Origin of the sequence: Photorhabdus sp. CRCIA-P01, assembly GCF_003545805.1 — a bacterium.
Taxonomy (GTDB): domain Bacteria; phylum Pseudomonadota; class Gammaproteobacteria; order Enterobacterales; family Enterobacteriaceae; genus Photorhabdus; species Photorhabdus antumapuensis.
Genome location: NZ_NMQR01000138.1, coordinates 1 through 2062 on the forward strand (window position 1 = coordinate 1; position 2062 = coordinate 2062).

At 58.5% G+C, this 2062-nt stretch carries 1 protein-coding gene and 1 pseudogene; both read left to right on the top strand.

Annotation, left to right across the window (positions count from 1 at the left end; translation table 11 throughout):
• Window positions 1-1245, top strand: a pseudogene (locus D3222_RS24270) (DNA primase); the annotation flags it as partial.
• A partial coding sequence (gene xerC, locus D3222_RS24275) for a site-specific tyrosine recombinase XerC (RefSeq protein ID WP_118988327.1) occupies window positions 1232-2062 on the top strand: 831 nt, incomplete at its 3' end. The pseudogene D3222_RS24270 and the gene xerC, both read left to right, overlap by 14 nt.

The following is a 2062-nucleotide window of genomic DNA, read 5'->3' on the forward strand; positions in this document are numbered from 1 at the left end:
CTGGTGACGCGGGAGTACAAAGTACAGGGTCCGGTGATGCTGATGTTAACGACCACCGCCATTGATGTGGATGAAGAGCTGCTGAACCGCTGTCTGGTGCTGACGGTCAACGAATCGCGCGAGCAGACGCAGGCTATCCACGCCATGCAGCGGCACCGCCAGACGCTGGCCGGGTTGCTGGCTGACTCGGAGAAAGGCTATCTGACGCAGTTACACCAGAACGCCCAGCGCCTGTTAAGGCCGCTGAAAGTGGTCAATCCTTACGCCCACCAACTGACGTTCCTGTCAGACAAAACCCGGATGCGGCGCGACCACATGAAATACCTCACCTTGATACAGGCCATTGCGTTGCTGCACCAGTACCAGCGGGAGGTGAAGAAAACGACGCATCGCGGGCAAGTGATTGAATATATCGAGGTCACGAAAGCGGACATTGCTCTGGCCAACCGGCTGGCGCATGAGGTGCTGGGTCGCACGCTGGATGAAATGCCGCCGCAGACCCGCAAGCTGTTGCTGCTGATACAGGAGATGGTCGGCCACATCGCGCAGCGCCAGCACTGCCAGCCAAACGAAGTCCGCTTTACCCGGCGGGATATCCGCGCCTTTACCCACTGGAGCGACAGCCAGCTCAAAAACCACTGTCAACGGCTGACGGAAATGGAATACCTGCTGTTGCATGGCGGCAGCCGGGGGCACCTGCTGCATTATGAACTGCTGTGGGACGGAGAAGACAATGGCGCAGCCCACCTGTGCGGCCTGCTGGATGTCGGAGAAGCGGACTCAGAAACCGCCAGCAGTGAACGCAAGTCTGACCCGGAAGGTCGTAAGTCTTCCCCAAGTCCGGGGCAAGTCTGGCCTGAGTCTGGGGAAGAAAAACCCGCGTCAGCCCGGACAACACAAGAGCCAGCGGGGGCACAAGTCCGGGCAGATGAAAACGCTGTTATCAGGGAAAATAATCACGGAGACGCATTGCCTGTACCCGACAGGAATAAACCGCCGGCAGCCGTCCCGACAGGTCATGAAAGCAAGTCTGACTTAAATGAACGCAAGCCTGCCTCAAGTCTGGGCCAGGTCCGGGCTAAGTCTGGGGTGAAAAAATCCCCATCAGGGCAGGCAGAACACGGGTTCAGCGTACCGCAAGTCGGGGTAACGGAAGACACCGTGATAAAAGGAAAAAAGAAAACGCGCCCCTTGTCTGCGCCCGCCCCTCAATCTCAACCGGAGGTCAATCATGGCAAACCGTAAACCGCGCAAAGGAAGTCTCCTGACCGTTAATGACGTCTACCGTCAGCCTGTAGGGCCGGCGCATGACCCAAAAAGCCTGTATGCACTGCTGCTGCGCTTCGTGGCCTGGCGGCAGGAACGGAACTGGTCGGAAACCACGCTGAAAGTGCAGACCCATCACACCTATCACTTTATCCTGTGGGCCACGGACCGGGGCCTGTACTATGCCGCAGATATCACGCGGCCGATACTGGAGCGTTACCAGCGCTACCTGTACCAGTACCGCAAGACCAACGGAGAGCCGCTGAGTATCCGTACCCAGCGCACGCAGTTGCAGCCGTTACAGGTGTGGTTCAAATGGCTGACGAAACAGAACCTGATACTGGCGAACCCGGCAGCGGACATTGAGTTGCCGCGGGAAGAAAAACGCCTGCCGCGGTATATCCTGAGCATTGATGAAATCGAGCATATCCTGTCGCTGCCTGACCCAAATACGTTGCAGGGCGCGCGCGACCGGGCCCTGATGGAGCTGCTCTGGTCAACRGGGATACGACGCAGTGAAGCGGCCCGGCTCGATATCTACAGCATTGACGGGTCACGCAAAACSGTGACCATCCGGCAGGGCAAGGGGAATAAAGACCGGGTATTGCCCCTCGGCGAACGGGCCTTAAACTGGCTCCGGTTCTATCAGCAACAGGTTCGCCCGCAACTGCTGGTCACCCCGGACATCCAGTCACTGTTCGTAGCAATGGACGGTCTCGACGGGTTGCAGCCGAACGGTATCACGAATGCCGTGAGCGGCTATATCCGGGCCGCCGGCATCGAGAAAAAAGGTGCC